This window comes from Streptomyces sp. 3330 (assembly GCF_031456635.1).
Taxonomy (GTDB): Bacteria; Actinomycetota; Actinomycetes; order Streptomycetales; family Streptomycetaceae; genus Streptomyces.
On sequence record NZ_JAVDVA010000001.1, the window covers coordinates 1 to 24,597 of the forward strand.

Below are 24,597 nucleotides of genomic sequence, written 5' to 3' on the forward strand. Positions count from 1 at the left end.
CCCGCGGCCCCGGCGGGGCCGGGGGCGGGGGGCCGGGGTCCCCCCCCCCCCGGGGGGGGGGGGGGGCCGCGCCCGCCCCCGCCAAACCGCGGGGGGCCCCCCCCCCCGGGGGGGGGCCCCCCCCCTCGACATTTCTGCGCTTCGGGGTGGTGCTGCGGTCTCAGTGACCGCCCTGCTCGTCACGGCGGCGCTGCCAGCGCTGCTCGATCCGGTCCATCATGGAGCGCTTCTGCCGGCCCTGACCACGGCCGTGCGGGGTGCCCGGGGCTGCGGCTCCCGCTGCGGCCTGCTCGCCCGGCTTGGGCGCCTTGCGCCAGCCGGTCACGGCGAGAACCGCGCAGCCCAGCATGACGAGGAAGCCCACCACGCTCAGCCAGACCTGCTTGGCGACCATACCGGCCATGAGGAGCGCGATACCCACGAGGAAGCCTGCGACCGCCTGGTAGACCCGCCGCCGGGTGTACGTACGCAGCCCGCTTCCCTCGAGCGCCGACGCGAACTTGGGATCTTCGGCGTACAGCGCTCGCTCCATCTGCTCGAGCATGCGCTGCTCGTGCTCCGAGAGCGGCACGGAGTCCTCCTCATCGTGCAGTCGCCGGGGCGACCCGGGGGGTCCCTTCAGGATAGGCAGGGAATCGCCCCCGTGAAACCCGCCCCTCTACGCCAATTGGCCAACCGGAGCCCGCCATGGACGTCCCGGCCGCTGAGGTTTGCATTCCCCAGGAGCCGACCCGTCATGCCGGGCGGTCTCCCTCGATCATACGGCGCACTCCGCCCGAACGGGGGGCCTGTGGCGTACTCCATGCGCGGCCGAGCCCCTGATCAGCGGTGCGCCCCAGGGGGCGCTCAGGTCTCGTCGGCCCCCCGCGTCTCGCCCAGCACATGAAGCTGGGTCGCCACGGCGTGGAAGGCGGCGAGTTCGGCGGCGGCCTCCTCGAGCTTCAGCAGGGCTTCCAGGGCGCCGGGCTCGGTGTCCACGAGCACACCGGGGACGAGGTCGGCGAAGACGCGCACGCCGTGCACCGAGCCGACCCGCAGGCCCGCGCCCTCGACCAGCGCGGTGAGCTGCTCGGCCGTGAAGCGGCGCGGCACGGGGTCGCCCTCGCCCCAGCGGCCGTCCGGGTCGGTGAGGGCCTGCCGGGCCTCCTTGAAGCGGCCGGCGAGGGCGCGCGCGAGCACGGCTCCGCCGAGGCCGGCGGCGAGCAGGCTGAGGACGCCCCCGGGGCGCAGCGCGGCCACCACGTTGCGGACCCCCTCGGCCGGGTCGTCCACGTACTCCAGCACGCCGTGGCACAGGACCGCGTCGTAGCCTCCGCGACCGACCACGTCGAAGAGGCCGTGGGCGTCGCCCTGGACGCCCTTCACGCGGTCGGCGACCCCGGCCTCGGCCGTGCGGCGCTCCAGGGCGAAGAGCGCGTTGGGGCTGGGGTCGACGACGGTGACCCGGTGTCCGAGCAGGGCGACGGGCACCGCGAAGTTCCCGCTGCCGCCGCCGGTGTCGAGGACGTCGAGCGACTCACGCCCGGTCGCCTTGACCCGGCGTTCGAGGGCCTCCTGGAGGACCTCCCAGACCACGGCCGTACGGAGAGCCGCGCGGGGGCGCGGAGGCTCGGAGCGCGGCGGCGTCGCGTGCGGGCTGTGGTGGGAGACGGGCGGGCGCATCGGGTCCGACACGGCAGTTGACTCCTCGGCGCGGCACCGCCTCTTGCGCGGCGGAGCGAACGGGCTGCCTTCCCGGCCCGGTCCGACCCGGTCCGGTGAGCGGGCGGGGCGGGCGGAGGGAAGGCTTCAGGCGCCTTCCACCCTATTGCCTCCGGCGCCTTCGCCCGGTCACGGCCGTGTGCCCCGGCGGCGGCGGGGGTCAGCCCGCGTCCGGCAGGTCGCGCCCCGTGCCGGAGCCGTCCGGGTCGTCCCCCTCCTGGCGTGGCTGCGGAAGGACCGGCTGGAGCACCAGCATGCGTTCGACGAGGCGGAGGAACATCGCCACGTCGCGTATCAGGTCGTCGGCGTCCCGGCGGGTGGCCGCGCCTTGGATGCCCGCCTCGGCCCGGGCGCGGCGCCGGGCCCCGGAGGCGAACAGCGCGCTCCACTCGGTGAGTTCGGGCGCTATCTCGGGGAGCACTTCCCAGGCGCTCCGGATGCGGGCCCGGCGGCGGGGGGAGGGATCGGGGCGGCCCCGGGCGGCGAGCACGGCCGCCGCGGTGCGCAGGGCCGCCAGATGTGCCGTGGCGTAGCGCTCGTTGGGGGTTTCGAGGACGGCCGCCTCGTCCAGCCCGGCGCGGGCCTGGGCGAGCAGGTCGAGGGCGGCGGGCGGGGCCGTGGTGCGCCGCAGCACGGGGTGCACGTCGCTCGCGGGGCCGTTCAGTGAGGGGGCAGGGCCGGCGGCGCGGCGCCGGTTTGCGGCGGCTGCGTGGTAGGTGGCCATGACGAACCTCCTGTCGTCTGTGTGACGGCGCGCCCGATACGGGTTGCCGTATGTGCCCATCGTCGGGTATGGCACTGACAATCCGTTCTGACCTGGGCTTTTGCTTCGATCGAAGGTTCGGGCTAGTTTTTGCACTGACCAGTCAGTTCAAAAACATGTCAATCAGGGGGACCTGTGGACGGAGTCGGTGTCACCGCCGACGGTTTCGGGCTCCGAGGCCCTCGGGGATGGGCGTTCCGGGGCATCGACATCGATGCGGAGCCGGGCTCGCTGATCGCCGTCGAGGGACCGTCGGGCTCCGGCCGGACCAGCCTGCTGCTCGCGCTCACCGGGCGGATGAAAGCCACCGAGGGGACGGCGGCCGTGGGCGGGGCACGGCTGCCGAAGCACCTGGGGGCGGTGCGGCGGGTCAGCGCGCTCGCGCACGTCGCCGGTGTGACGGACCTCGACCCGGCCCTGACCGTCGGCGAGCACCTGCGTGAACGGGCGCTGCTGGAAAGGCGGTTCGGCGCCCCGGTACGCGAGTTGCTGCGACCGCGGGGGGAGCGGGCGGTCGACGTGGGGCTGCGGATCGACACCGCCCTCACCGCCGCCGGGCTGGACCGGGAGACCCTGCCCAAGGGGGCGCGGACCGCCGTCCGCGACCTGGAGCGCATCGAGGCGCTGCGGCTGTCCGTGGCGCTGGCGCTCATCGGACGCCCCGGGCTGCTCGGTGTCGACGACGTCGACCTGAAGCTGACGGACGCCGAGCGGGAGGACGTCTGGGCGCTGCTCAGGTCCCTCGCCGACGCGGGGACGACCGTCCTCGCGGTGTGCGGCGAGGCCCCCGAGGGCACGGTCGCGGTCTCCACGGGCCCGGCGGCCGTCCCGCTCGCCCGGCAGGACGCCGTAGAGGCCCCCGACCGGAAGGGCGACGTCGAGGCCCCTGCCCGGGAGGACGCCGTCGAGGCCCGCGGTGGCGAGGAAGCCGCCGACGCCGCTGCCGAGCACGCCGTCGAACCGGCCCGGAAGCCGGGCGAGTCCACCGGGTCGCACGAGTCCGACGGGGCCAAGGGGTCCGACGGGGCCAAGGAGTCCGACGAACCCGACGAGTCCACCGATCACACCGATCACACCGAGCACACCGAGCCCACCGAGCCCACCGGGACCGAGCAGGAAGAGGAGAAGACGGATGCGATCGCCGAGACTGGCCGCGCTTGAGCTGCGGCGCTTCGGCCGGGGCAAGCTGCCCCGGGCCGCCCTCGTCGCACTCCTGTTGCTGCCCCTGCTGTACGGGGCGCTGTACCTGTGGTCCTTCTGGGACCCGTACGGCCGCCTCGACCGCATTCCGGTGGCGCTCGTGAACGACGACAAGGGCGCCACCGCCGACGGCAAGAGGATCAACGCCGGGGACGACATCACCCAGGGGCTGCGCGACAGCGAGGTCTTCGACTGGCACGAGGTGAGCGCCGCCGAGGCACGCGCGGGCGTGGAGGACGGCAGGTACTACCTGTCGCTGACGATGCCGGCCGACTTCAGCGGGCGGATCGCCTCCAGTGCGGGCGATGCTCCCGAGACGAGCTCCCTCCAGGTGCGCACGAACGACGCCAACAACTACATCGTCGGGCAGATCTCGCGCACCGTCTTCAGCGAGGTGCGCACGGCCGCGTCCACGAAGACCTCGCGGTCCTTCCTGGACAAGATCTTCGTCTCGTTCTCCGACATCCACGGAGCGACCGCGAAGGCCGCCGACGGGGCCGACGACCTCACCGGCGGCATCGGCAAGGCCGAGAAGGGCTCCAAGGACCTCGCCGACGGGCTGAGCGACGCCAAGGACGGCAGCGGCAAGCTGGCGAAGGGCCTGAAGAAGCTCGACAAGGGCGCCGACGACCTCGAAGACGGTTCGCAGAAGGTCGCGGACGGCACCCAGACGCTCGCCGACAAGGTCAACGGGGTCGCCGACTCACTGGGGCCCTTCGTCGAGGACAACGAGAAGACCATCGGGGACACCGCCCAACTGGTCGCCGACTCGGCCAAGGTGATCCGCGACAACCTCGCCACCCTGGTCAAGCTGGCGCCCACCGCCGCCGAGGGCGCCCACACCGCCTCGGACACCCTCGCCGCCGTGCACAAGGCGCGCTGCGAGACGCCGGTGCTGCCCGACCCCGCGTGCGCCGACCTGAAGAAGGCCAAGGACGCGGCCGCCGACGTGGCGACGGTCGCCGACGATCTCAACACGCTGATCGCCGACCAGGACGGCGACCTGAAGACGCTCCGCACGAACCTCGCCGCCCTCCAGAAGCAGGCGCAGTCGCTCGCCGACAGCGCCCCGCACCTCTCCGAGGACCTCGACGACGCCGTGACCGAGGTCAACGCGCTCAACACGGGCGCCGCGAAGGTGGCCAAGGGCGCCAAGAAGCTGCACACCGGGATCGGCACGGCCAAGACGGGGTCGGTCGACCTCGACGCGGGCGTCACCAAGCTCGAGACGGGCGCGCAGGACCTCAACGGCGGCATCTTCAAGCTCTCCGACGGCTCCGGAAAGCTCGCCGACGGCCTGCACGACGGCGCCGAGCAGATCCCCGACTACGACGCGCAGCAGCGCGACGCCCGCACCGCCGTCATGGCCGATCCCGTGCAGCTCGCCTCCAAGGACCTGCACAAGGCGCCCAACTACGGCACCGGCTTCGCTCCCTACTTCATCCCGCTGTCGCTGTGGGTCGGCGCGATGGTGGCGTACATGCTGATCGCGCCCATGAACCGGCGCGCGCTCGCCGCGGGCGCCCCGGCATGGCGGATCGCGCTGGCGGGCTGGCTCCCGGTGGTCGCCATCGGGGTGCTCCAGACGACGGCCCTGATGGCCGTGCTGCACTGGGCGATCGGCCTGGAGATGACACGGGCGGCCGGCACGGTGGGCTTCCTCTTCCTGGTGACGGCGTGCTTCGCGGCCCTCGTGCAGTGGCTCAACGCGCGCTTCGGGGCGGCGGGCCGGATCCTCGTACTCGCCCTGCTCATGCTGCAGTTGACGTCGGCGGGCGGCACCTATCCGGTGCAGACCAGCCCCGGCTTCTTCAACGCGATCCACCCCTACCTGCCGATGAGTCACGTCGTCGACGCGCTCAGGCGGCTCATCACGGGCGGCGGCCTGACCCCGGTGTGGCACGCGTGCGTGGTGCTCGTCGCCTTCACCGTGGGCGCCCTCGCGCTGACCGCCCTGTCGGCGCGCCGCCGCCAGGTGTGGACCCTGGACCGGCTGCACCCGGAGCTGAGCCTGTGAGGATCGGGCGTCCGGCAGGCCGGGTTCCTGTGACAATCAGGACCATGGAAAGCAGCACCACCCCGGGCGGCAGCACCCGCCGCGAGGCCACCCGGCAGAAGCTCTACGAGGCAGCCGTCACGCTCATCGCCGAGCAGGGCTTCTCCGCGACGACAGTGGACGAGATCGCCGAACGGGCCGGTGTCGCCAAAGGCACGGTCTACTACAACTTCGCGAGCAAGTCGGTCCTCTTCGAGGAGCTGCTGAGGCACGGCGTGGGCCTCCTCACCGCCTCGCTGCGGGAGGCGGCCGAGCGCACCGCGCGGGACGGCGGCAGCAAGGTCGACGCCCTGGACGCGATGGTCCGCGCGGGCCTGGTCTTCATCGACCGCTACCCGTCCTTCACCCAGCTCTACGTGGCCGAGCTGTGGCGCACCAACCGGGCCTGGCAGTCCACCCTCATGGTGGTCCGGCAGGAGGCGGTGGCGGTCGTCGAGGGGGTGCTGCGCGAGGGCGTCGAGAACGGCGAGTTCAGCGACGAGATCGACGTCCAGCTGACGGCGGCCGCCCTGGTGGGCATGGTGCTGGTGGCGGCGCTGGACTGGCAGGCCTTCCAGCCGGAGCGGTCCCTGGACGACGTCCACTCGGCGCTGTCCCGGCTGCTCCAGGGACGGGTGAGCGGCCACCGGTAGCCCCACGCGCGCGTGACGCGGCGCTGAACCGCACCACGCGCGCGTGGACACACGAAAGCGCCGGTCCTCGGTGGCCACGTCCCCCGTGGGCCGCCGCGGACCGGCGCTTCCTCGTGCTCCCCCGTTCCCCCGTCCCTCCCCCGTTGTTCCCCCTCGGGTTCCCCCTTGTTCCCCCGTGCGGTCGTTCCCCCGGGTGCCCCCCGCGTCTCACTCCCGCCGAACAGGCCGGCGGAAGGAGCGGATCGAGGGCCGCTCCGTTCCGGCGCCCCGTGTCGCCGGTGCCGGAGCCGCGCCTCTTTCCGTGCCCCCACTCTCTCGTTCGCGCAGGTCCGCCCCCATCCGCGCGCGTACTCAACTCACCCCCTGGGTACGCGTACTCAGCTCTGCGCACTCATCCCCAGGACGCCGCGCGGCCGACTGGTTACGATCGCGTCCGTGTCCGTACTCCCCCTTGTGTTCACCAGCGGCTGGGCCAGCGGCATCAACGCGTACGCGGTGGTGCTGCTGCTCGGCGTGTTCGGCGCCACCGGGCTGAGCGAGGACGTCCCCGAGACGCTCCAGCGCCCCGAGGTGCTCTTCGCCGCCGGCCTGCTCTTCCTGTGCGAGGCGGTCGCCGACAAGATCCCGTACGTGGACTCCGCGTGGGACACCGTGCACACGGTCGTCCGGCCCGCGGCGGGAGCCTGGATCGGCGCGGTGCTCGCCGGACAGAGCGGCTCGCTCTCCGACGCGGCGGCCGGCCTGCTCGGCGGTTCGACGGCGCTGGCCAGCCACGCCGTCAAGGCCGGCACCCGGATGGCGGTGAACTCCTCGCCCGAGCCGTTCAGCAACGTGCTCGTGAGCCTCGCCGAGGATCTCGGGGTCGCCGGCGTCGTGACGTTCGCGATCTTCCACCCGGAAGCGGCCGCGATCATCGCGGGCGCGCTGCTGGTGGCCGGTCTGGCGGTCCTCTACCTCCTCGTCTCCCGGATCCGCAGGTTCCTGCGGCGCAGGTCGCAGCGGCGGGAGGAACGCCGGCTCGCCCGGCTCCCGTGGCCGCCTCCGCCGGGCTGACGGCGTGACTGTCGGTGGCGGCCGATAAAGTCGCGGGCATGGCAGGGATTGCGGTGATCGGCGCCGGGATGGGCGCGCTGGCGGCGGCCGCCCGGCTGGCCGTCGCGGGCCACCGGGTGACGGTGTACGAGCGGACGCAGACGTACGGCGGTGCGGTGCGCCGCTTCGAGCGGGACGGGTTCGGCTTCGACACCGGTCCCGGCCTGCTGCCCCTCCCCGCCGTCTACCGCGACCTCTTCGTCAAGACCGGCAAGGAGCCGCTGGAGGCCTGCGTCGAGCTGGTCCAGGTCGATCCGTCCGCACGGCACGTCTTCGCGGACGGCACCGAGGTGGCCCTGCCGAACGCCTCGCGCGCGGGGGTCGTCGCGGCGCTGGACGGGGCGCTCGGGGCGCCGGCCGGGCAGCGCTGGGGCGACTTCCTGGTCCGGGCCCGGGAGGCCTGGGACCGCACCCGGCGTCCGCTCCTGGAGGAGCCCCTGTGGGACGACTGGTCGGTGCTGGCCGACCGCGAGCCCTACCCGGCGGTCCCGCACAAGCGCCTGCTGCGCACCCGCCGGGCGGGCACTCTCGCCGAGATCGGCGCCTGGGAGCTCCGTGACCCCCGGCTCGCCGCGCTGCTCGACGGCCACGCGCTCGCGTACGGCCTGGATCCACGGGTCGCCCCGGCGAGCGCGGCCGTGCTGCCGTACATGGAGCACGCCTTCGGCACCTGGTACGTGCGCGGGGGGATGCGGGAGCTGGCCCGCGCGGTCCACGAGCGGTGTCTGGCCCGCCGGGTGGAGTTCGTCTTCGGCGCCGAGGTCACCCGGATCCTGGAGAAGGACGGCCGCGCGGCGGGCGTGGAACTCGCCGGCGGCGAGGTGCGGGAGGCGGACTTCGTGGTCGCTCCCGGCGGCGCGGCCGGTCTGCCCGCCCGCGCGGACGGCGAGGTCGCCCCTCAGCAGGGCCTGCCGAGCCGGCTGACCGTGCTGCTCGCGCTGCGGGGCGCCCGGCCGGAGGGGACCGCGCACCGGACGGTGGTGCATTCCGCGGACCGTGACGGCGAGCTGGAGAGCCTCTTCGGCGTGACGCCGTCGGTGCCCGCGCGGCCCACGGTGACGGTCCTGCGGCCCGACGACCCGGCCCTGGTCCCGGACGGCGGCCACGAGGCGATCACGCTCGGTGCGGTGGTCCCGGCGGGCGCGGAGATCGACGACGCACACGTGGACGCGCTGGTCGCCGCCGCCGAGCGGGCCGTCCCCGGTCTGCGCGACCGCGTCCTGTGGCGAGAGGTGCGCACCCCCGCCGACATCGCGCGGGAGACGGGCGCGGCGGGCGGGGCGGTCCCGGCGCCGGCACTGGCCGCGGCCGGGGGGCGACTGCTGCATCCCGCCAACTCCACGCGCCTGCAAGGGCTGTTCACGGTCGGCGGCTGGTCGCACCCGGGCGGCGGACTGCCGCACGCGGGCATGTCGGGCGCGCTGGTGTCCGGACTGATCGTGGAGGGACCGCAGTTCCGCGGCTCGCAGTGAGCCACCGAGGTTCCCGGTGCCTGTGGCGGGAGGCACGCCCGCGGCGAAGCGGCCGTCAGAACCGGTACTGCTCGTCGTAGCCGGTGCCCTGCTGCCGGCCGTCGCCCTGGTACGGGTACTGCTGCTGCTCGGGCGGGAGTTCGCCGCCGCCCAGCGGGTCGTCGGTGTTGCGCTGCTGCGGCACCCAGACGCCGCCGGCCGGGGTCTCCCCGTAGCCGCCGGCGCCGTACTGGTCCTGGCCGTAGCCCTGTTGCCCGTACTGCTGCTGGCCGTAGCCGGCGTCGTAGGAGCCGCCGCCGTAGGTCTGGGTGCCGATGTACGGGTCGGAGTAGGCCGCGTACTGCTGCTCACCGGTGGCGTCGTAGCCGTACTGCTGCTGGTGGTACCCGGCGTACGTGTCGTAGCCGTAGTTCTGGTCCGCGCCCTGGGCCGCCGTCGCGTACTGGTCCTGGGGCTGATCCTGCGACTGGGCCTGGCCGTTGGCCGCGTAGGCGGTGTCGCTGTATATGCCGTAGGAGCCGGTGTCGTCGGGCAGGGGCTGCGGCTCGTACACGGACGTGGTCTCGGCGGCGGAGGGATCCGTGCCGCGGGCCGCGGGCGTGAAGACGTCGTCGCGGTCGTACTCGTCGTCGCCGAAGGCGCTCTTGTCGCCGAAGGCGTTGCCTTCCTGGCCGAACGCCGTGTCGTCGGCGCCGTAGCGCGGGTCGGAGCCGAAGGCGGCCTCGCCGGCCTCCAGACCGGAGACCTCGAGCGTCGGGTCCTTGCGTTCGGCCTTGCCGCGGCGACGCTTGGCGGTGGTCCCTTCCTCACCCTCCGCTTCGGCGTCCCCGCGCCGGAAGGCCCAGCCCTCGGCGAAGCCGCGCCGGAACGACAGCGTCACGTAGGTCTGGCCGACCGCGAAGGCGGCGGCGCCCAGCGCGATGACGACGACCGACGGGATCAGGACACCGATGACGACGCCGAGGAAGCCGACGAAGGCCAGCAGCCGCCAGCGCAGCCGCGCCTTGTACTGCAGCAGAACCTCGCCGAGCAGCCACAGCGCGACAATGCCGAACGCGATGTAGAGGACCGTCCAGCCCATGTACGCCCCTCTCCCAGTGGCCGCTACGCAGTGTGTCGTATGTGCAAGCGGCCGGTCTAGGCCTGCGGGGGATGGTGCAGGCCCAGGTTCTCGTAGATTTCCAGCGTCGCCGTGGAGTTGTTGAGCGTGATGAAGTGCAGTCCGGGCACTCCCTCGGCCAGCAGCCGTGCGCAGAACTCCGTGGCGAAGTCGATGCCAATGGAGCGTACAGCGGCCGGATCGTCTTTGGCTGTGAGGATCCGCTCTTTCAGGGCGGCGGGGAAGTGCGCGTTGCTGAGCTTGGGCAGGCTCTCCAGCATCTTCACACTCGTCACCGGCAGGACCTCGGGAATGACCGGAGTCACACAACCGGCCGCCTCGACGCGGTCGCGCAGCCGCAGATACGACTCGGGCTCGAAGAACATCTGCGTGATGGCGTAGTCGGCGCCGGCCCGGCACTTGTCCACGAAGTGCGCGACGTCCGTGTCCCAGTCCTCGGAGCGCGGGTGCATCTCGGGGAAGGCGGCGACGCCCACGCAGAAGTCGCCCGACTCCTTGATGAGCCGGACGAGTTCGGCGGCGTACGTCAGGCCCTGGGGGTGCGGTACCCACGAGCCCATGGGGTCGCCGGGCGGATCGCCGCGCACGGCGAGCATGTTGCGGATCCCGGCGTCGGCGTACTGGCCGATGATGTTGCGCAGCTCGGCGATGGAGTGGTCCACGGCGGTGAGGTGCGCGACCGGCGTGAGGGTGGTGTCGACGACGATCTGCTGGGTCTCCTTGACCGTGGTCGCCCGGGTGGAGCCGCCGGCGCCGTACGTCACCGAGACGAAGTCGGGGGCGACGGCCTCGACCCGGCGCAGCGCGTTCCACAGGCTTCGCTCACCCTTGGGCGTCTTCGGCGCGTAGAACTCGAACGAGTACGTCTTCTTGCCGGTCGCCAGGATGTCGCGCACGGTACGCGCGCGGTCCGTCCTGGTGGATGCGGTTCCGAGGGCCATACCCGCAGGTTAGTCAGGGGTGGGCGGTCCCCCAACCCGATGCGGGAAATTTGCCCGCTTTGTCGACTTGTTGTCCACCCCTTGGACAGCCGTACCAGATTCCCCGGCCGCCTCCGCACGACCGGCCGGGACGGCGGGATCACGTCTCGCGGAGCCGATTCACGCCTCGCGGAGCCGCTTCGCGAACTCCGCCGCCGCGGCACCCGGGTCGTCCGCCTCCGTGATCGCCCGGACGACGACGACCCGGCGGGCGCCCGCCGCCAGTACCTCGTCCAGGTTGCCGAGGTCGATGCCGCCGATGGCGAACCAGGGCCGGCCGGTGCCGAGGGCGGCCGTGTGCCGGACCAGGCCGAGGCCGGGGGCTGGCCGGCCGGGCTTGGTCGGGGTGGGCCAGCAGGGGCCGGTGCAGAAGTAGTCGACGCCCTCCTGGACGGCAGCCGCCTCGGCTTCCGCCTCCGTGTGCGTGGAGCGGCCGATGAGCACGTCCTCGCCCAGGATCGCGCGGGCCGCGGGGACCGGCAGGTCGCCCTGTCCGAGGTGGAGCACGCCGGCCGCCGCCGCGTGCGCGACGTCCGCGCGGTCGTTGACGGCGAGCAGCCTGCCGTGCCGCGCGCAGGCGTCGGCGAACACCTCGAGGTGCTCCAGCTCCTCGGCCGCCTCGACGCCCTTGTCGCGCAACTGGACGATGTCGACGCCGCCCGCCAGGACCGCGTCCAGGAACTCCGGGAGGTCGCCCTGGCGGGTGCGCGCGTCCGTGCAGAGGTACAGCCGGGCGTCGGCCAGGCCGGTACGGGCGGTGTCAGGCATGGGAAAGTCCCCCCGGGGCGATGGCGTACGGGAGCGGGCGCCCCCGTACGCCGGGTGTGTCGGTTCGGCTGCGCGGGTCAGACGGCGAGCGCCTGGGCGCGGCGCTTCACCTCCGTGCCGCGATTCTCGCTCAGGGCCTGCGCGGGGGTGCCGGGCAGGCTCGGGTCGGGGGTGAAGAGCCACTCGAGCATCTCTTCGTCCGTGAAGCCGTCGTCCCGCAGCAGGGTCAGGGTCCCGACCAGGCCCTTGACCACCTTGTCCCCGTCGATGAAGGCGGCGGGGATGTGCAGCGCGCGGTTCTCGCCTCGGCGCACGGCGATGAGCTGGCCGTCCTTGATCAGCTGCCGGACGCGGATCACGTCGACATCCATCATGTCCGCGATGTCGGGCACGGTGAGCCAGGCGGGGACGAGAGCATCGGTCTTTGCGTCAATCTCGGTCACGGGAACAAGCCTGCCATCTGCCGCTGACAGTCGGAAACCGGGCCGGTCCGACCAGGCGGTCAGACCGCCGCCGTCGCGGCCTTCAGGGGCCTCGCCGGGTCCGCGAGGAGCCGTGGGTTCATGGGTGTGCCCGCCTGGATCAGCCGCTTTCCCTGGGCGAGGTCGCGCGCCCGGCCCACGGCCAGCAGGGCGACCAGCCGGTCGTCGCGCAGCCAGCACACCGACCAGGCCGGTCCCGCCGGGTCGCCGCGCCACAGGACGCGGTCGGCGTCGGCATGGTGTCCGGCGTACTGGACGAAGCGGCCGAACTGCTCGGACCAGAAGTACGGGACCGGGTCGTAGACGGCCAGGGGTTCGTCGGTGGCGGCGCCGACGATGTTCGCCGCGACCGTGCGCGGTCCCTGGAGGGCGTTGTCCCAGTGGTGCACGAGGAGTCGCTCGCCGTACCGGCCCGAGGGGAAGGAGGCGCAGTCGCCGACCGCGTACACATCGGGCACCGAGGTCCGCAGCTGGGCGTCGGCCACGACCTCGCCGTGGGCGCCGAGCGTGACGCCGGAGCCGGCCAGCCAGGCGGTGGCGGGGCGGGCGCCGATGCCCACGACGACGGCGCCGGCGGGCAGCCGGGTGCCGTCGTCCAGGACGACCGCACCGGGCTCGACGCGCTCCACGCGCGCGCGGGTGCGCAGATCGACGCCGCTGTCGGCGTACCAGGCGGCCATGGGGGCGGCGACCTCGGCGGGCAGCGCCCCGGCCAGCGGCCGGTCGGCGGCCTCGACCACGGTGACCGCGCAGCCGGCCTCGCGCGCGGCCGTGGCGAACTCGGCGCCGATCCAGCCGGCGCCGACGACCACGACGTCGTGCTGCCGGGCGAGCACGGGCCGCAGCCGCTCGGCGTCGTCCAGGGTGCGCAGCAGATGCACGCCGGGCACGCCCTCGGCGCCGGGCAGCCGGATCGGTTCGGCGCCGGTGGCGAGGACCAGCACGTCGTAGGGGACGGGTCCGGCCTCGGTGTCCAGCTCGTGGTCGGCGGGGCGCAGGCCGTCGACCTCGCGGCCGAGCACCAGCTCGATGCCGAGGCCCTCGAAGTCGACGTCGAAGGCGGAGCCCTCGGCGTTGCCGAGCAGGACGGCCTTGGACAGCGGGGGCCGGTCGTAGGGCTGGTGGGGCTCCGCTCCGATCAGCGTCACCGTGCCGTCGAAGCCCTGTTCCCGCAGCGCCACGGCCGTCTGCACCCCGGCCATGCCCGCGCCGACGACCACCACGCGCCGTCCGGCCGGGCCGCCCTGTTCCTGCCTCTGCTCGCTCACCTGATCACCTTAGGCGGCTGACGAAACGTCAGTCAGCCGTCGTGCGTCGTGACCTGCTCCACAACGCTGGTGCCGCTGCCCTCCTGCGACTCCCACGCCCAGCTCTCCTCGAGCCGCACCCGTCCGTCCGCGAGCTCCACGACCGTCGAGACGCAGCGCCCCGAGGACGTCGTCCCGTCGTGCTTGAGCTGTACGTACCGGAAGTCGAGCCGGTCTCCTTCGCGGGTACCCACCAGATGCCCGCGTACGACGTCGCCGCCGGCGTACTCCGCCCAGATCGCGCCGCCGCGTTCGTGGTACGTGAAGCGGGTGCGGGTGCCGACCTGGCCCGGGGCCTGGTCGGCGACGGGCGCGAGGACGAGGCCGTCCAACGAGCGGGGCATGACGAAAGGCTCCCTTACAGAGGCGCCGGAGCACGGGCTAGGGTGGCCAACGTAGAGCACACGCGGGAGTCCGGACGCACCGGGCTGAGAGGGAGGCTGGCGGCCTCCGACCGTCGAACCTGATCCGGGTCATGCCGGCGAAGGGAGGGGCTGGACGCCCATGTCGTCTTCACGTACGTCAGACGTCCTCGTCATCGGGGGCGGGATCATCGGCCTGGTCACGGCCTGGCGGGCCGCGCAGCGGGGCTTCGCCACGGCGGTCCTCGACCCGGCACCGGGCGGCGGGGCCGCCCAGGTGGCGGCCGGGATGCTGGCCGCCGTCACGGAACTGCACCACGGCGAGCAGACCCTGCTCGGCCTCAACCTGGCCTCCGCCCGCCGCTATCCGGACTTCGCGGCCGAGCTGACGGAGCTGACCGGGCACGATCTGGGCTACCGGCGCTGCGGCACGCTCGCGGTCGCGCTGGACTCCGACGACCGCGCCCATCTGCGGGAACTGCACGCCCTTCAGCAGCAGTCGGGGCTGGAGTCGGAGTGGCTGTCCGGGCGCGAGTGCCGGCGTCTGGAGCCGCTGCTGGCACCGGGGGTGCGGGGCGGGCTGCGGGTCGACGGCGACCACCAGATCGACCCGCGGCGGCTGACCGGGGCGCTGGTGGCCGCGTGCGAGCGGGCCGGGGTGGTCTTCCACCGGGCGCGGGCCGAGCGGCTGTCGGTCGCGGGCGGGCGCGCCACCGGGGCCGTCACGGCGGACGGCACGGCCCTGGAGGCGGGGCAGGTGGTGCTCGCGGGCGGCAGCCTGAGCGGACGGCTCGCGGGGGTGCCGCAGGACGTCCTGCCTCCCGTGCGGCCGGTGAAGGGCCAGGTGCTGCGGCTGGCCGTGCCGCCGCGGTACGCCCCGTTCCTGAGCCGGACCGTGCGGGCCGTGGTGCGCGGCAGCCAGGTCTACCTCGTCCCCCGGGAGAACGGCGAGCTGGTCGTCGGCGCGACCAGCGAGGAGCTGGGCTGGGACACCACGGTGACGGCGGGGGGCGTGTACGAGTTGCTGCGCGACGCCCATGAGCTGGTCCCGGGGATCACCGAGCTGCCGCTCACGGAGACGCGCGCGGGGCTGCGGCCCGGCTCCCCGGACAACGCGCCGCTGCTCGGGCCGACGGACCTCGCCGGGCTGCTGCTGGCCACCGGCCACTACCGCAACGGCGTGCTGCTGACGCCGGTGACGGGTGACGCGATGGCGCACGCCCTGGCCACCGGGGAGCTCCCGGACGAGGCCCGCCCCTTCACACCCCGGCGCTTCGGCGCCGCCGCACTCTCGGAGCAGCCCGCATGAACGCCCAGGGGAACACGCAGGAGAACACCCGGGACGACGGCCCGCGGCACGTCCGGGTGGACGCCCACGTGCACGTCTCGGTGAACGGGGAGCGGCGCGAGTTCGCCGCCGGCACGGCCCTCGACAGCGTCGTACGGTCCCTGACGCCGGCGCCCTCCGGGGTGGCCGCCGCGCTCAACGAGACCGTCGTCCCGCGCGCGCAGTGGCCGTCCACGGCACTGCGCGACGGTGACCGGGTGGAAGTGCTCACCGCGGTGCAGGGGGGCTGAGCCATGGCCGACGATCCCTTCGTCCTCGGCGGCAGGTCCTTCTCGTCCCGGCTGATCATGGGCACGGGGGGTGCGCCCAGCCTGGACGTGCTGGAGCGGGCGCTGGTGGCGTCCGGGACCGAGCTGACCACGGTCGCGATGCGCCGGGTGGACCCCTCGGTGCACGGTTCCGTGCTGTCGGTGCTGGAGCGGCTCGGCATCCGGGTGCTGCCGAACACGGCGGGCTGTTTCACCGCCGGGGAGGCCGTGCTGACCGCCCGGCTGGCGCGGGAGGCGCTGGGCACCGATCTGATCAAGCTGGAGGTCATCGCCGACGAGCGCACCCTGCTGCCGGACCCGATCGAGCTGCTGGAGGCGGCGGAGACGCTGGTGGACGACGGCTTCACGGTGCTGCCGTACACGAACGACGATCCGGTCCTGGCCCGGAAGCTGGAGGACGTGGGCTGCGCGGCGGTGATGCCGCTGGGCTCGCCGATCGGCTCCGGTCTGGGCATCCGCAACCCGCACAACTTCCAGCTGATCGTCGAGCACGCGCGCGTGCCGGTGATCCTGGACGCGGGCGCGGGCACCGCGTCGGACGTGGCACTGGCGATGGAGCTGGGGTGTGCGGGGGTGATGCTGGCGTCGGCGGTGACGCGGGCGAGGGAGCCCGAGCGGATGGCGTCGGCCATGCGGGCCGGCGTCGAGGCGGGAAGGCTGGCCCGGCTGGCCGGACGGATGCCGCCCCGGTACTTCGCGCAGGCGTCCTCGCCGGTGGAGGGCCGGGCCGTGCTGGACCCCGAGCGCCCGGCGTTCTGACCGCCCGCGCGGCTACCGTCCGGTCTTCGGATACGGGGGTCGCGGGACCCGTGGGTTGCGTCACAGGTCGGCTCCAGTCGCGCTGCGATCCCGGCGGAACCGGCGGAGGTGTCAGCGGCGGCTCGTAGACTCACCTGCGTGGACACGACCCTTCAGGACCCTCTGGTCGGGCAACTGCTCGACGGCCGGTATCGCGTAGAGGCGCGGATCGCGGTCGGCGGGATGGCCACGGTCTACCGGGCCGTGGACACCCGCCTGGACCGCGTGCTCGCGCTCAAGGTGATGCACCCGGCGCTCGCCGCCGACGGGGCGTTCGTCGATCGGTTCATCCGGGAGGCGAAGTCGGTCGCCCGGCTCGCGCACCCGAATGTCGTCCAGGTGTTCGATCAGGGCGCCGACGGGTCGTACGTCTATCTGGCCATGGAGTACATCGCCGGCTGCACGCTGCGTGACGTGCTGCGGGAGCGCGGCGCGCTCCAGCCGCGAGCCGCGCTCGACATCCTGGAGCCCGTGCTGGCCGCGCTCGGCGCCGCGCACCGGGCCGGGTTCGTGCACCGGGACATGAAGCCCGAGAACGTGCTGATAGGGGACGACGGGCGGGTCAAGGTCGCGGACTTCGGTCTGGTGCGGTCCGTCGACACGGTGACCAGCACCACGGGGGCCGTGCTCGGCACGGTCGCCTATCTCGCCCCCGAGCAGATCGAGCAGCCGGGCGCCGCCGACCCCCGCGTCGACGTGTACGCGTGCGGGGTGGTGCTCTACGAGATGCTCACCGGTGAGAAACCCCACGACGGCGACTCCCCCGCGATCGTGCTCTACAAGCACCTCCACGAGGACGTCCCGCCGCCGTCCGCCCTCGTCCCCGGGATGCCGTACGAGCTGGACGAGCTGGTGGCGTCGGCCACCGCCCGCACCCCCGAGGTCCGGCCGTACGACGCCGTGGCGCTGCTCGGGCAGGCACGGGAGGCGCGCGCTCCGCTCACCGAGGAGCAGCTGGACGCGATGCCGCCGCAGGCGGTCTCCGCCGGACACGACAACGCCGAGGACCGCACGAGCGTGATCCCGCGCTCGCTCACCGTGCCCCGTCCGCTGCCCGTCGACGACGACGCCGACGACGGCGAGGATCCGCTGCACCGCACCTCGCGCTTCCAGAGCGGGCCGCCCCTGCCGCCCCGGCGCCGTTCCGCACGGCCCCGGCGCGGGGTGCTCGCGCTGGTCGCCGCCGTCCTGCTGGTGTTCGGCGTGGGCGCCGGTGTCTGGTACATCAACTCCGGTCAGTTCACCAAGGTCCCCGCGGTGCTGACGCAGAAGGAGGCGGAGGCCAGGACCCGGCTGGAGGCCGCCGGCCTCGAGGTCGGCAAGGTGCGCCACCAGCACAGCGACACCGTGAAGCGCGGCACCGTGATGGACACCGACCCCGATCCGGGCGCCCGGATCCGCAAGCACGACTCCGTGACGCTCACCGTCTCCGACGGCCCGGAGATCGTGAAGGTGCCGGACGTGGCGGGCTCCCGGCTGGACAAGGCCGAGGAGCTGCTGAAGTCGGACGGCCTGGAGCCGGGCCTGGTCACCCAGGAGTTCAGCGAGGACGTCATCAAGGGCTTCGTGATCAGCACCGACCCGGAGGCGGGCGCGAAGCGCCGCGCCGGCGCCGCGATCGCGATCGTGGTCAGCAAGGGCAGCCCGGTCGACATCCCGGACGTCACCGGCGACAGCGTGGACGACGCCAAGGCCGAGCTGGAGGAGGCCGGTCTGAAGGTGAAGATCGCCACCGAGCAGGTCACCTCCGAGTTCGACAAGGGCCTGGTCGCGACGCAGACCCCGGAGGAGGGCAGCGAGGCCGCCGAGGGCGACACGGTGACCCTGACGCTGTCCAAGGGGCCGGAGATGGTCGAGGTCCCGGACGTGGTCGGCGCGAGCGTCGACGACGCCACGTCGCTCCTGGAGCAGTCCGGCTTCAAGGTCGAGGAGGACCGGGGGCTGCTCGGGCTCTTCGGCGACACCGTGAAGAGCCAGTCCGTGGACGGCGGCGACACGGCGCCCAAGGGATCGACGATCACGATCACCATCCGCTGACCGGGCGGGTGCCGGAGCGGTGTGCGGGGCATGACACCCTGAACGGGTGAGTTCTCGAGCCCCTCTCCCCTCCCGCAACCCGGTCGGCGGCCACGTCCCCGTGGCCGGCGGTCTGCACGACGTGGGCATGTCGTACGCGCAGGACCTCGGCGCCGAGACGGTCCAGGTCTTCGTCGCCAACCCGCGCGGCTGGGCCACTCCGGTCGGCAACCCGCGACAGGACGAGGCCTTCCGGGAGGCGTGCGCGGCACGGTCGGTCCCCGCGTACGTCCACGCGCCGTACCTGATCAACTTCGGCTCGCACACCGAGGCGACCGCCGAGAGGTCGGTGGAGTCGATGCGCCACTCACTGCGCCGCGGGCGGGAGATCGGCGCGCTGGGCGTGGTCGTCCACACCGGGAGCGCGACGGGCGGGCGGGACCGGTCCGTGGCGCTGAAGCAGGTGCGGGAGTACCTGCTGCCGCTGCTGGACGAGCTGACCCACGACGACGACCCGTTCCTGCTGCTCGAGTCCACCGCAGGCCAGGGCGCCTCGCTCTGCTCCCGGACCTGGGACTTCGGGCCGTACTTCGAGGCGCTGGACGCCCATCCCAAGCTGGGCGTCTGCCTCGACACCTGTCACATCTTCGCGGCCGGGCACGACCTGACCGGCCCGGCCGGCATGCACCAGACCCTCGATCTGCTCGTGGAGACGGTCGGCGAGGGGCGGCTGAAGCTGATCCACGCCAACGACTCCAAGGACGTGGTCGGCGCGCACAAGGACCGGCACGAGAACATCGGCGCGGGGCACATCGGCGAGGACCCGTTCCGGGCGCTGATGACCCACCCGGCCACCGCCGGCGTGCCGCTGATCATCGAGACGCCCGGCGGCAAGGAAGGGCACGCGGCGGACGTGGAGCGCCTGAAGAAGCTCCGCGACGGCTGACGCCGCCGTACCGGGGGGATCAGGACCCCGCGGGGATCGGGTCCGCGCGGGGATCAGGCTCCCGGGGGGCTCAGAGTTCCGGGCCGTCGCCCGGTCCCTCCTGGTACGAGTAGCGCTGTTCCCGCCAGGGGTCGCCGACGTTGTGGTAGCCGCGCTCCTCCCAGAAGCCGCGGCGGTCGGCGGTCATGTACTCGACGCCGCGGACCCACTTGGGGCCCTTCCAGGCGTAGAGGTGCGGAACGACCAGCCGCAGCGGGAAGCCGTGCTCGGCGGTGAGCAGCTCGCCGTCCTTGTGGGTGGCGAAGATGGTGCGCTCGGCGGCGAAGTCGGACAGGCGCAGGTTCGAGCTGAAGCCGTACTCGGCCCACACCATCACATGGGTGACGTTCGGAGCGGGCGGGGCGCTCTCCAGGATGGTGCGGGCCGGGATCCCGCCCCACTCGGCGCCCAGCATGCTGAACTTCGTCACGCAGTGCAGATCGGCCACGACGGACGTGTACGGAAGGGCCGTGAACTCCTCGTGGTTCCAGCAGCGCTTCTCACCGTCGGCGGTGGCGCCGAAGACCCTGAACTCCCAGCGCTCGGGCCGGAACTTGGGCACCGGGCCGTAGTGCGTGACGGGCCATCCCCGCTGGAGTCGCTGCCCCGGCGGAAGCTCGGACACTGCTTCTTCTCCAGATTCGCGCTCCACCGGCTGACCCATGACTCCATCCTGACAGACCCTGGACGGTGCACATGACCAGCCATGACCGGGCATATCCCGAATCGGGCATCTGCTACTAAGCATGCACTAACTTACTAAGTGCGCACTTACTGGACGATCTTCCCCGCCGGTGCAATCATTCGGCGGCAGCCTCCCCGTTCCTCACCCCGATTCCCCATGCGGAAGGAGCCTCTGCGATGCAGGGCGACCCCGAGGTCATCGAGTTCCTCAACGAGCAGCTCACCGGCGAGCTCACGGCGATCAACCAGTACTTCCTCCACGCCAAGATGCAGGAGAACTTCGGCTGGACGAAGCTCGCCAAGTACACCCGGCACGAGTCGTTCGACGAGATGAAGCACGCCGAGGTGCTCACCGACCGGATCCTGTTCCTGGACGGGCTGCCGAACTACCAGCGGCTCTTCCACGTACGGGTCGGGCAGACGGTCAAGGAGATGTTCGAGGCCGACCGTCAGGTCGAGGTCGAGGCGATCGACCGGCTGAGGCGCGGGATCAAGGTGATGCGCGAGAAGGGCGACATCACGTCCGCCAACATCTTCGAGTCGATCCTCGAGGACGAGGAGCACCACATCGACTACCTCGACACCCAGCTCGAACTGGTGGAGAAGCTCGGTGAGGCGCTGTACCTCGCGCAGCTGATCGAGCAGCCGGAGAGCTGAGGCCCTCTGCCTAGGCGGCTTCGCCGAGGTCTTCGAACTCCTCGACCCGGGCGAGGACCGGCCTGCCCTGGTCGGCCAGGTCCGGGCGCCGGCAGGCGCCCCGGCCGAGGATCGCCTGGATGCGCCGGACGCACGACCCGCAGTCCGTGCCCGCCTTGCAGGCGGAGGCTATCTGGCGGGGGGTGCAGGCTCCGTTGTCCGCGTGCTGCTGGACCTGCGCCTCGGTCACACCGAAGCAGCTGCATACGAACACGCGGGTTCACCTCCTGCCGAGATCAATAAGGCTAACCTAACCTTACCCGGCCGCCGGTGGCCACAAAAGTGGAGTGGGGCGCGGATCGTATGTGATCCGCGCCCCATCTTCATGACCGGAAGGTCACTGGTCCCGGTACATCTCCGCCACGAGGAAGGCCAGGTCCAGGGACTGGCTGCGGTTCAGGCGGGGGTCGCAGGCCGTCTCGTAGCGCTGGTGCAGGTCGTCGACGAAGATCTCGTCGCCGCCGCCCACGCACTCCGTGACGTCGTCGCCGGTCAGCTCCACGTGGATGCCGCCCGGGTGGGTGCCGAGGGCCTTGTGGACCTCGAAGAAGCCCTTGACCTCGTCGAGCACGTCGTCGAACCGGCGGGTCTTGTGACCCGAGGCCGCCTCGTAGGTGTTGCCGTGCATCGGGTCGGTGATCCAGGCGACGGTCGCGCCCGAGGCGCTGACCTTCTCGACCAGCTCGGGCAGCTTGTCGCGGACCTTGTCGGCGCCCATGCGGACGATGAAGGTCAGCCGGCCGGGCTCACGGTCGGGGTCGAGGCGCTCGATGTACTGCAGCGCCTCCTCGGCCGTGGTCGTCGGGCCGAGCTTGATGCCGATCGGGTTGCGGATCTTCGAGGCGAACTCGATGTGCGCGTGGTCCAGCTGGCGGGTGCGCTCACCGATCCACACCATGTGCGCCGAGACGTCGTACAGCCGCCCGGTGCGGGAGTCGACCCTGGTCAGGGCGGACTCGTAGTCGAGCAGCAGCGCCTCGTGCGAGGAGAAGAACTCGACGGTCTTGAACTCCTCCGGGTCGGCCCCGCAGGCGTGCATGAAGTTCAGCGCCTGGTCGATCTCACGAGCGAGCTGCTCGTAGCGCTGACCGGACGGGGACTGCTTCACGAAGTCCTGGTTCCAGGCGTGCACCTGGCGCAGGTCGGCGTAGCCGCCGGTGGTGAAGGCGCGCACCAGGTTGAGCGTGGAGGCGGACGCGTTGTACATCCGCTTCAGGCGCTCGGGGTCCGGGACGCGGGACGCCTCGTCGAAGTCGAAGCCGTTGACCGAGTCGCCCCGGTACGTCGGCAGGGTCACGCCGTCGCGGGTCTCGGTGCTCTTGGAGCGCGGCTTGGAGTACTGGCCGGCGATCCGGCCGACCTTGACGACCGGCACCGAGGCCGCGTACGTGAGCACGGCGCCCATCTGGAGCAGCGTCTTGAGCTTGTTGCGGATCTGATCGGCGGACACCCCGTCGAACGCCTCGGCGCAGTCGCCGCCCTGGAGAAGGAACGCCTCTCCCTTGGCGACGGCCGCCATCCGGGCGCGCAGCTGGTCGCACTCGCCCGCGAAGACGAGCGGCGGATACGACTCGAGGTCCGCGATCACTGCGCGCAGAGCCTCGGTGTCGGGGTACTCGGGCTGCTGCGCCGCGGGCAGGTCTCGCCAGGTGTTGCCAGCGCTCGCGCTGGTCTTAGCGTTCACGGTCACGCCCTCAACATTACGGGGTCGTGTCGAGTCGTTTTCGCCCGGCTCGACAGGTGAGACGCACCTGTGCTCAGGTGCGCGTGGGGTAAGGTGCGTCGCATGTTCGCGCTTTCGACCCAGAACTGGTGGTGGACCGCTCATCCGGCGGCCCACTGAACTGCGCGTACGCAAGACTTCGCGAAGGCCGCCCGAGGGGCGGCCTTCGGCGTTTCCGGGGCCGTTCCTCACCCGATACCGACATCGATCGAGATCGACGGAAGAGGAACCCATGGACCTGGCTCGGCTGATCCACGACGACCGCCCGTTCGCCCTGCTCCGCCGCCGCGCTCCCGGCCATGACGCCGACACGGTGGAGGTGCTGATCGGCCCGGTCGGCACGTACGACCGGCTCGCCGACCTGCCCGAGGAGGGCCTGGCGCTCGTCCCCTTCCGGCAGATCCGCGAGCGCGGCTTCGACGTCCGCGACGACGGCACCCCGCTGGCGGCGCTGGTTCCGCAGGAGCGGCACGTCCTGCCGCTGGCGGAGGCCCTCGACCGGCTCCCGGCGCGGGAGGTGCGGGTCGAGGACGGCGGCTTCGACGTGGCCGACGAGGAGTACGCGGAGATCGTCGGGCGGGTGCTGCGGGACGAGATCGGCCGCGGCGAGGGCGCCAACTTCGTGATCCGGCGGACGTACCGGGGGCGGATCCCCGGGTTCGGCCGGGCCGACGCGCTGGCCCTCTTCCGACGGCTCCTCGAAGGCGAGCGGGGCGCGTACTGGACGTTCGTCGTGCACACCGGGGACCGGACGCTGGTGGGGGCCAGCCCCGAGGTGCACGTGCGGATGTCCGGCGGCACGGTCGTGATGAACCCGATCAGCGGGACGTACCGGTATCCGGCGGAGGGTCCGACGCCGGAGGGCCTGCTGGACTTCCTCGCCGACGGCAAGGAGATCGAGGAGCTGTCGATGGTCGTCGACGAGGAGCTCAAGATGATGTGCACCGTCGGCGACATGGGCGGGGTGGTGATCGGACCCCGGCTGAAGGAGATGGCGCATCTCGCGCACACGGAGTACGAACTGCGCGGCAGGTCCTCGCTGGATGTGCGGGAGGTGCTGAAGGAGACCATGTTCGCGGCGACCGTCACCGGCTCGCCGGTGCAGAACGCCTGCCGGGTCATCGAGCGGTACGAGCCGCTCGGGCCGGACGGCGTCGCGCGGGGTTACTACGCCGGCGCACTGGCACTGCTGGGCCGGGACGCGGGCGGGGCGCAGACCCTCGACTCCCCCATCCTGATCCGCACCGCCGACATCGACGCGGCCGGGCGCCTGCGGGTACCGGTGGGCGCCACGCTCGTCCGCGGGTCGGATCCGGCGGGCGAGGTCGCGGAGACGCACGCGAAGGCGGCGGGCGTGCTGGCCGCGCTCGGTGTCCGGCCGGGCGGCCCGGGGACGGTCGGCGCGCGGCCCCGGCCGGCCGACGACCCCCGGGTGCGGGCGGCGCTGGACGCGCGCCGGGCCTCGCTGGCGCCGTTCTGGCTGCGGATGCAGGAGCGGACGCAGGAGCTGACCGGGCACGCGCTCGTCGTCGACGGCGAGGACACCTTCACCGCGATGCTCGCGCACGTGCTGCGGTCGAGCGGGCTCGAGGTGAGCGTCCTGCGCTACGACGCGCCCGGGCTGACGGAGTCGGTGCTCGCGCACGCGGGGCCCGTCGTGCTGGGCCCCGGCCCCGGCGACCCGTCCGACCTGGCCGACCCGAAGATGCGGTCGCTGCGGGAGCTGACCGCGCGGGTGGTCCGGGAGCACCGGCACGGCGTCCTCGGGGTCTGCCTCGGGCACGAGCTGATCGCGGCGGAGCTGGGGCTGGACATCGTCCGCAAGGAGGTGCCGTACCAGGGGGCGCAGACGACCGTGGACCTGTTCGGACGGTCGGAGACCGTCGGGTTCTACAACAGCTTCGTGGCGCTGTGCGACGAGGCGGCGCTGCGGGAGCTGACGGCGCTCGGGGTGGAGGTGAGCCGGGCCGCGAACGGCGAGGTGCACGCGTTGCGCGGGCCGCTGCGCGCCGAGGGCGCGCCCCTGAACGCGCTCGCCGGGGTCCAGTTCCATCCGGAGTCGGTGCTGACCCTGAACGGGGCCCGCGTGGTGCGGGAGCTGATGGCCCGGGTGTGCGCCGAGCCGCGGCCGGCCCGCTAGCGG

General features: G+C 72.8%; 25 protein-coding genes and 1 riboswitch. Of the genes, 13 read left to right on the forward strand and 12 right to left on the reverse strand.

The window, feature by feature from the left end; translation table 11 throughout:
- Window positions 1-160: 160 nt before the first annotated feature.
- The 3 genes from J2X68_RS00005 to J2X68_RS00015 all read right to left on the reverse strand — a co-directional run bounded on the left by J2X68_RS00005 (window position 161) and on the right by J2X68_RS00015 (window position 2,425).
- Window positions 161-571 (reverse strand): DUF3040 domain-containing protein, encoded by a 411-nt coding sequence (locus J2X68_RS00005; protein WP_310430295.1) that lies wholly within the window; start codon window positions 569-571, stop codon window positions 161-163.
- Window positions 572-846: 275 nt separating this feature from the next.
- A complete protein-coding gene (locus J2X68_RS00010) occupies window positions 847-1,674 on the reverse strand; it encodes a methyltransferase (RefSeq protein ID WP_310430296.1) in 828 nt (275 codons plus the stop codon).
- A gap of 187 nt (window positions 1,675-1,861) precedes the next feature.
- Entirely contained in the window at window positions 1,862-2,425 is a 564-nt protein-coding gene (locus J2X68_RS00015) for an SAV_6107 family HEPN domain-containing protein (protein WP_310430297.1), read from the reverse strand.
- 174 nt (window positions 2,426-2,599) lie between these two features.
- Between J2X68_RS00015 and J2X68_RS00020 the strand changes: the two genes are divergently transcribed.
- From J2X68_RS00020 to J2X68_RS00040, 5 genes are all read left to right on the forward strand, one after another.
- A complete protein-coding gene (locus tag J2X68_RS00020; RefSeq protein ID WP_310430298.1) occupies window positions 2,600-3,625 on the forward strand; it encodes an ATP-binding cassette domain-containing protein in 1,026 nt (341 codons plus the stop codon).
- Complete coding sequence (locus tag J2X68_RS00025; protein WP_310430299.1) at window positions 3,597-5,681, forward strand: YhgE/Pip domain-containing protein; 2,085 nt, start codon at window positions 3,597-3,599, stop codon at window positions 5,679-5,681. Before J2X68_RS00020 ends, J2X68_RS00025 begins: the two co-directional genes overlap by 29 nt.
- Window positions 5,682-5,725: 44 nt before the next feature.
- The gene (locus J2X68_RS00030; RefSeq protein ID WP_267020381.1) at window positions 5,726-6,352 is read left to right on the forward strand and encodes a TetR/AcrR family transcriptional regulator; all 627 of its coding nucleotides are present in this window, start codon (window positions 5,726-5,728) and stop codon (window positions 6,350-6,352) included.
- Between the two features lie 435 nt (window positions 6,353-6,787).
- Window positions 6,788-7,405: a DUF4126 domain-containing protein gene (locus tag J2X68_RS00035; RefSeq protein WP_310430300.1), complete on the forward strand. Its 618-nt coding sequence runs from the start codon at window positions 6,788-6,790 to the stop codon at window positions 7,403-7,405.
- A gap of 38 nt (window positions 7,406-7,443) precedes the next feature.
- Complete coding sequence (locus J2X68_RS00040) at window positions 7,444-8,916, forward strand: NAD(P)/FAD-dependent oxidoreductase (RefSeq protein ID WP_310430301.1); 1,473 nt, start codon at window positions 7,444-7,446, stop codon at window positions 8,914-8,916.
- A gap of 55 nt (window positions 8,917-8,971) precedes the next feature.
- Here the strand turns inward: J2X68_RS00040 and J2X68_RS00045 are convergent, their stop codons facing one another.
- The 6 genes from J2X68_RS00045 to J2X68_RS00070 all read right to left on the reverse strand — a co-directional run bounded on the left by J2X68_RS00045 (window position 8,972) and on the right by J2X68_RS00070 (window position 13,917).
- Complete coding sequence (locus J2X68_RS00045; protein WP_310430302.1) at window positions 8,972-9,997, reverse strand: hypothetical protein; 1,026 nt, start codon at window positions 9,995-9,997, stop codon at window positions 8,972-8,974.
- Between the two features lie 56 nt (window positions 9,998-10,053).
- Window positions 10,054-10,977 (reverse strand): methylenetetrahydrofolate reductase [NAD(P)H], encoded by a 924-nt coding sequence (gene metF / locus J2X68_RS00050; RefSeq protein ID WP_310430303.1) that lies wholly within the window; start codon window positions 10,975-10,977, stop codon window positions 10,054-10,056.
- 159 nt (window positions 10,978-11,136) lie between these two features.
- Window positions 11,137-11,784: a thiamine phosphate synthase gene (gene thiE / locus J2X68_RS00055; protein ID WP_310430304.1), complete on the reverse strand. Its 648-nt coding sequence runs from the start codon at window positions 11,782-11,784 to the stop codon at window positions 11,137-11,139.
- A 77-nt stretch (window positions 11,785-11,861) separates the two neighbouring features.
- Window positions 11,862-12,227 (reverse strand): Rv2175c family DNA-binding protein, encoded by a 366-nt coding sequence (locus J2X68_RS00060; protein WP_310430305.1) that lies wholly within the window; start codon window positions 12,225-12,227, stop codon window positions 11,862-11,864.
- A 59-nt stretch (window positions 12,228-12,286) separates the two neighbouring features.
- Window positions 12,287-13,534, reverse strand: a complete 1,248-nt coding sequence (locus J2X68_RS00065; RefSeq protein ID WP_310430306.1) for an FAD-dependent oxidoreductase — start codon at window positions 13,532-13,534, stop codon at window positions 12,287-12,289.
- 32 nt (window positions 13,535-13,566) lie between these two features.
- On the reverse strand, window positions 13,567-13,917 hold the full coding sequence (locus tag J2X68_RS00070) for a hypothetical protein (RefSeq protein ID WP_310430307.1): 351 nt from the start codon (window positions 13,915-13,917) through the stop codon (window positions 13,567-13,569).
- 52 nt (window positions 13,918-13,969) lie between these two features.
- A riboswitch (TPP riboswitch) is annotated at window positions 13,970-14,080 on the forward strand.
- Here J2X68_RS00070 and thiO point away from each other — a divergent pair.
- From thiO to J2X68_RS00095, 5 genes are all read left to right on the forward strand, one after another.
- Window positions 14,078-15,244, forward strand: coding sequence for a glycine oxidase ThiO (gene thiO / locus J2X68_RS00075; protein WP_310430308.1), 1,167 nt, complete (start codon window positions 14,078-14,080; stop codon window positions 15,242-15,244). It overlaps the preceding riboswitch by 3 nt.
- 68 nt (window positions 15,245-15,312) lie before the next feature.
- Window positions 15,313-15,513 carry a sulfur carrier protein ThiS gene (gene thiS / locus J2X68_RS00080; RefSeq protein ID WP_054243057.1) on the forward strand — a complete coding sequence of 67 codons (201 nt, stop codon included), beginning with the start codon at window positions 15,313-15,315 and terminating at the stop codon, window positions 15,511-15,513.
- 3 nt (window positions 15,514-15,516) lie between these two features.
- Window positions 15,517-16,311 (forward strand): thiazole synthase, encoded by a 795-nt coding sequence (locus tag J2X68_RS00085; RefSeq protein WP_310430309.1) that lies wholly within the window; start codon window positions 15,517-15,519, stop codon window positions 16,309-16,311.
- A 138-nt stretch (window positions 16,312-16,449) separates the two neighbouring features.
- Window positions 16,450-18,387 (forward strand): Stk1 family PASTA domain-containing Ser/Thr kinase, encoded by a 1,938-nt coding sequence (pknB, locus tag J2X68_RS00090; protein ID WP_310430310.1) that lies wholly within the window; start codon window positions 16,450-16,452, stop codon window positions 18,385-18,387.
- Between the two features lie 46 nt (window positions 18,388-18,433).
- On the forward strand, window positions 18,434-19,312 hold the full coding sequence (locus J2X68_RS00095) for a deoxyribonuclease IV (RefSeq protein WP_310430311.1): 879 nt from the start codon (window positions 18,434-18,436) through the stop codon (window positions 19,310-19,312).
- A gap of 70 nt (window positions 19,313-19,382) precedes the next feature.
- On the opposite strand, the gene J2X68_RS00100 is transcribed toward J2X68_RS00095, so the two are convergent.
- Window positions 19,383-20,015, reverse strand: coding sequence for a sulfite oxidase-like oxidoreductase (locus tag J2X68_RS00100; RefSeq protein WP_310430312.1), 633 nt, complete (start codon window positions 20,013-20,015; stop codon window positions 19,383-19,385).
- Window positions 20,016-20,212: 197 nt separating this feature from the next.
- Between J2X68_RS00100 and bfr the strand changes: the two genes are divergently transcribed.
- Window positions 20,213-20,692, forward strand: a complete 480-nt coding sequence (bfr, locus tag J2X68_RS00105) for a bacterioferritin (RefSeq protein ID WP_310430313.1) — start codon at window positions 20,213-20,215, stop codon at window positions 20,690-20,692.
- Between the two features lie 10 nt (window positions 20,693-20,702).
- Here bfr and J2X68_RS00110 read toward each other — a convergent pair whose 3' ends face one another.
- Both J2X68_RS00110 and J2X68_RS00115 read right to left on the reverse strand, forming a co-directional pair.
- Entirely contained in the window at window positions 20,703-20,945 is a 243-nt protein-coding gene (locus tag J2X68_RS00110) for a (2Fe-2S)-binding protein (protein ID WP_310430314.1), read from the reverse strand.
- Between the two features lie 123 nt (window positions 20,946-21,068).
- Window positions 21,069-22,421 (reverse strand): class II 3-deoxy-7-phosphoheptulonate synthase, encoded by a 1,353-nt coding sequence (locus tag J2X68_RS00115; protein ID WP_310430315.1) that lies wholly within the window; start codon window positions 22,419-22,421, stop codon window positions 21,069-21,071.
- A gap of 96 nt (window positions 22,422-22,517) precedes the next feature.
- On the opposite strand from J2X68_RS00115, the gene J2X68_RS40230 reads away from it, so the two are divergent.
- Together J2X68_RS40230 and J2X68_RS00120 are read left to right on the forward strand one after the other, a co-directional pair.
- Window positions 22,518-22,574 carry a trp operon leader peptide gene (locus tag J2X68_RS40230; RefSeq protein WP_078912442.1) on the forward strand — a complete coding sequence of 19 codons (57 nt, stop codon included), beginning with the start codon at window positions 22,518-22,520 and terminating at the stop codon, window positions 22,572-22,574.
- Window positions 22,575-22,686: 112 nt separating this feature from the next.
- A complete protein-coding gene (locus tag J2X68_RS00120; protein ID WP_310430316.1) occupies window positions 22,687-24,594 on the forward strand; it encodes an anthranilate synthase family protein in 1,908 nt (635 codons plus the stop codon).
- Window positions 24,595-24,597 lie beyond the last annotated feature (3 nt).

Coding starts and splice junctions, on each gene's coding strand:
- J2X68_RS00015 (WP_310430297.1), bottom strand. CDS start 2,425: ATGGCCACCTACCACGCAGCCGCCGCAAACCGGCGCCGCGCCGCCGGC.
- J2X68_RS00025 (WP_310430299.1), top strand. CDS start 3,597: ATGCGATCGCCGAGACTGGCCGCGCTTGAGCTGCGGCGCTTCGGCCGG.
- J2X68_RS00030 (WP_267020381.1), top strand. CDS start 5,726: ATGGAAAGCAGCACCACCCCGGGCGGCAGCACCCGCCGCGAGGCCACC.
- J2X68_RS00040 (WP_310430301.1), top strand. CDS start 7,444: ATGGCAGGGATTGCGGTGATCGGCGCCGGGATGGGCGCGCTGGCGGCG.
- J2X68_RS00045 (WP_310430302.1), bottom strand. CDS start 9,997: ATGGGCTGGACGGTCCTCTACATCGCGTTCGGCATTGTCGCGCTGTGG.
- metF (WP_310430303.1), bottom strand. CDS start 10,977: ATGGCCCTCGGAACCGCATCCACCAGGACGGACCGCGCGCGTACCGTG.
- thiE (WP_310430304.1), bottom strand. CDS start 11,784: ATGCCTGACACCGCCCGTACCGGCCTGGCCGACGCCCGGCTGTACCTC.
- J2X68_RS00070 (WP_310430307.1), bottom strand. CDS start 13,917: ATGCCCCGCTCGTTGGACGGCCTCGTCCTCGCGCCCGTCGCCGACCAG.
- thiO (WP_310430308.1), top strand. CDS start 14,078: ATGTCGTCTTCACGTACGTCAGACGTCCTCGTCATCGGGGGCGGGATC.
- J2X68_RS00085 (WP_310430309.1), top strand. CDS start 15,517: ATGGCCGACGATCCCTTCGTCCTCGGCGGCAGGTCCTTCTCGTCCCGG.
- J2X68_RS00100 (WP_310430312.1), bottom strand. CDS start 20,015: ATGGGTCAGCCGGTGGAGCGCGAATCTGGAGAAGAAGCAGTGTCCGAG.
- bfr (WP_310430313.1), top strand. CDS start 20,213: ATGCAGGGCGACCCCGAGGTCATCGAGTTCCTCAACGAGCAGCTCACC.
- J2X68_RS00120 (WP_310430316.1), top strand. CDS start 22,687: ATGGACCTGGCTCGGCTGATCCACGACGACCGCCCGTTCGCCCTGCTC.